Raw genomic sequence first — 3,883 nt, forward strand, 5'->3', positions numbered from 1 at the left:
TCGCCGGCCTGCTCGAGACGGCGCCGGTGCTGCGTCACCCGGGTCAGCTCGTCGTCGACGGCCTGCAGGTCGAGCAGCCGGGCCTGCGTCTCCGGCGGTGCGGTGATCCCGGAGACGGTCGTCATCCCTCCACCGTATCCGCGGGACCGGCGACGGGACGCACCGGGGTCGCCGCCCCGATCCGGCCCACCGCGCCGGCCGCCACGCCGACGAGCAGCGCGACCGCGAGGCCGATCGCCGGGCCGCCGCGCAGCCCGGTCGCCGCGGCGAGCCCCATCGCGTCGAGGACCGGGCTGGTTGCGCCGGGGACCAGCCCGTCCGACAGCGCGAGGCCCGCTCCGGCACCCACCAGCGCGATCAGCGCGGTCGGCAGGCCGCGGCCGCGTGCCGGAGGCAGCACGAGGATCCCGGCCCAGGCCGCGACCGGCACCCCGAGCACGGCGGCCGCGGCGAGGGCGACCGCCTCCGGGTCGGTGCCGGCGGCGAGGATCCCGAGCGCACCCGCCAGCGCGAGCAAGGCGGCCGCGACCGTGCCGAGCCGGACCGGACGACCGGCGCCGAGCAGCCGGGCCGCGGAGGCGCCCGCCGACCGCAGCACGAGGGCCGGCAGCGTGACCGCGGACCCGAGCAGGACGACGAGCAGCGGCCCGGCGAGGGCGCTCGCCGAGGCGTCGGAGAGGGCGCCGGCGAACTCGTCCGTGGCCGGTCCCGTGCCGCCGAGCCGCGACGCGATCACGGTGGCGGCACCGAGGAGCACGGCGCCGGCGACGACCGCGACGACGGCGCCGACCGCCGAGGAGGCGGGACGAGCGAGGTCGGTGCGCCAGCGCGCGGTGTCGGCGGCGCACAGCACCAGCAGCAGCCCGATCGCCACGAAGCCGCCGATCACGCAGGCGAGCACGCCCGTCGCCGTGGGCGGGGCGGGCTCGGTCCCGGTCGGGGCGAGCAGCAGCGCGAGGAGCACCGAGCCGACGGCGCCGAGGACCGCCGCGAGCAGCACCAGCACGGCGGTCGCGCGGGTCGGCAGCGCCGCGACCAGCAGCGCGACGAGCCCGACCGCGGCGCAGCCGACGAGGGCGGCGGTCGACGCGCTCAGGCCGAAGGCGCCCGTGCGGTCCGCCCACGCTCCCGCCGTCGCTCCTGCGAGCAGCAGCGCGAGACCGGCGGCGCCGACGCGGGCGACGAGCAGCAGCGTCGCGACCGCTGCACCGGGGCCCCGGCCGAGGACCGCGACCTCCTGCAGGTCGCCGTCGTTCCCGGCCGTCGCCGACCACGTCGCGCTGCGGACGACCGCGGGTACTGCGAGCAGCGCGCCCAGGAGCACGGCGGCCGCCCCGGTGAGGCCGGAGCCGGCGCCGACGAGCGCGAACCCGAGCACGAGCACGAGCGGCGACGCGAAGGCGCCGAACCAGCGGCCGACGATCGCGGCGGCACCGGAGCCCGTCGGCGACGCCGGGACCGAGGGCAGCTGCAGGATCGCCGTGCGGACCCGCTCGATGATCACCGGCGCGGTGCGCGGACGCGGCGCGGTGTCGGGCAGATCGATCGCCCCGGTGGTCGCGGCGCTGACCTCGGGGTAGTCGACCGCGATCTCGTCGATGCCCTCCGCGTCGATGTCGGAGGGGCCGGGCGGGACGGCGGTCGCGGCCGCCGGTCCGGGCTCCGGGTCGGGGTCGGGCGCGGCGGCGCGGCGACGACCGGAGCGTCGGCGGACGGCCGCGGGCTCGGGCGCCTCGAGCGCCGGCTCGGGCAGCGCGTGCGCGGCCCGGTGGGCGGACTCCGCGGGCGGCACGGGCCCGGCGACCGGAGGCGCTGGCGCGACCGGCGGCGCTGGGGCGGCGGAGCGGGTCGGCGGCGTGACGACGGGGCCGGTGCGCTGGATCGGCACCGCCATCGTCGCCAGCTCCGGGTCGCCGCCGGTGGGGATGACGGGCTCGTCCTGGTCCCATGGCGCCGGCGGCCTGCCGATGTCGCGCAGCGACCGCTCCCAGTCCGCGTAGAGCCGGTCCGGCACGGGCAGCTGCCCCGTGACGCCGAGCACCGCCGCGGTCGACGGGACCTGCTGCACCGGGTCGGTCGGGGGCGCCGCGTGCCGCGCGGGCCGCGTCGGCGCCGAGTCCGAGATCATCGAGTCGAGCAGGCTCGCGGTCGGCTCCGGCAGCGTCACCGGCCCGGTCGGCAGCAGCACGCGGTCGATCGGATCGATGGGAGGGGCCTCTACGGCGCTCGGCGGCGGGCGGAACCCGCTGCGCCGCTTCACCGGCAGGTCGTCGGCGGTCGGCATCGGCGGCTGCTGCGGCAGCGGCCCCGTGGCGCTGCGCCGACCGGGCTGCCGGTCGGGGCGACGGAAGCCGGAGGCGGGGGTCTCCGCGGTGCGCGGCTCCGACCCCTGGACCGCGCGGTCGATCTCGGCGGCGCGCTCCGCGAAGGGGCTCGCGTCGCGCACACGCGGGCGGCGCAGCACGGTCGGATCCTCGATGCGCGGGACGGCGAGCGGCTGCAGCGGCTGCGGCGGGGCCGCCGCCTCCGGGCGCACCGCCGGCAGGATCGGCACGTTCCCGGTGGCGTAGCGCTGCAGCTCCGCGGCGAGGACGTCGGCGAGATCGTCGTCGTCGTACGCGTCCCCGTCGGCGGCCGCGGGGCCGGTGATCGACCGGTCGTCCGACATGCAGGGAATGCTAGCGACGGGGTGCGGCGCCGCCGGCTCCCTCGGTCGGCGTGTGCGGGCACGGCGCAGGAACGTGCGGATGAGCGGTCGACGGCGGATGCCGCCGATCGGCCGAGCGCCGCGGAGCGGCACATCCCTCGCTCCGCCTGCGGATCGGAGGCCATGAACACCGTGGGCCCTGCCGGGATCGAACCGACGACATCCACGGTGTAAGCGTGGCGCTCTACCAGCTGAGCTAAAGGCCCTGGGCGGCGCCAGCGTAGCCCCGCGAGTCCCCTTCGAACCGGTCGCTCGGCCCGGCGTGCCAGGTGCCGCGGACTAGCATCGGAAGTCCTCGTCCTCGACCAGGAAGTGAGCACGCAGGGTGGCGGTCAACGATCAGAATCCCTACCTCGCAGGCACCCTCGACCGTGATCCGGCCGAGACCGCCGAGTGGGTGGAGTCCCTCGACACCCTCGTGAGCCGCCTCGGCCACGAGCGGGCGCGCGAGATCATGCTCAGCCTGCTGAGCCGCTCGCAGGAGCTGCATCTCGGCATCCCGATGGTGCCGACGACGGACTACGTCAACACCATCGCGCCGGAGGACGAGCCCGACTTCCCGGGTGATGAGGAGATCGAGCGCCGCTACCGCGCGTGGATCCGCTGGAACGCGGCGATCACGGTGCACCGCGCGCAGCGGCCCGGCATCGCGGTGGGCGGGCACATCTCGACGTACGCCTCGTCGGCGGCGCTGTACGAGGTCGGCTACAACCACTTCTTCCGCGGCCCCGACTTCCCGGGCGGTGGCGACCAGGTCTTCTTCCAAGGGCATGCCTCCCCCGGCATGTACGCGCGCGCCTTCCTGGAGGGCCGGCTGTCCGAGGACGACCTCGACGGCTTCCGGCAGGAGCGCTCCCACGCGCCGCACGCGCTCTCCTCCTACCCGCACCCCCGGCTCATGCCGGAGTTCTGGCAGTTCCCGACCGTGTCGATGGGTCTCGGCCCGATCAACGCGATCTACCAGGCGCAGGTCGCCAAGTACCTGACGAACCGCGGCATCAAGGACGCGTCCGAGAGCCATGTCTGGGCGTTCCTCGGCGACGGCGAGATGGACGAGGTCGAGAGCCGCGGGCAGCTGCAGGTGGCGGCGAACGAGGGCCTCGACAACCTGACGTTCGTCATCAACTGCAACCTGCAGCGCCTCGACGGCCCGGTCCGCGGCAACGGCAAGATCAT

At 76.6% G+C, this 3,883-nt stretch carries 1 protein-coding gene, 1 tRNA gene and 1 pseudogene; 1 reads left to right on the forward strand and 2 read right to left on the reverse strand.

The window, feature by feature from the left end; genetic code table 11:
* Nucleotides 1–121 precede the first annotated feature (121 nt).
* A complete protein-coding gene (locus ACFE60_RS18135) occupies nucleotides 122–2,668 on the reverse strand; it encodes a hypothetical protein (protein WP_375390254.1) in 2,547 nt (848 codons plus the stop codon).
* A gap of 172 nt (nucleotides 2,669–2,840) precedes the next feature.
* Nucleotides 2,841–2,913, reverse strand: a tRNA-Val gene (locus ACFE60_RS18140).
* 119 nt (nucleotides 2,914–3,032) lie between these two features.
* Between ACFE60_RS18140 and ACFE60_RS18145 the strand changes: the two are divergent.
* Nucleotides 3,033–3,883: pseudogene (locus ACFE60_RS18145) on the forward strand (pyruvate dehydrogenase (acetyl-transferring), homodimeric type); the annotation flags it as partial.

The sequence above is a fragment of the uncultured Amnibacterium sp. genome (genome assembly GCF_964245895.1).
Lineage (GTDB): Bacteria > Actinomycetota > Actinomycetes > Actinomycetales > Microbacteriaceae > Amnibacterium.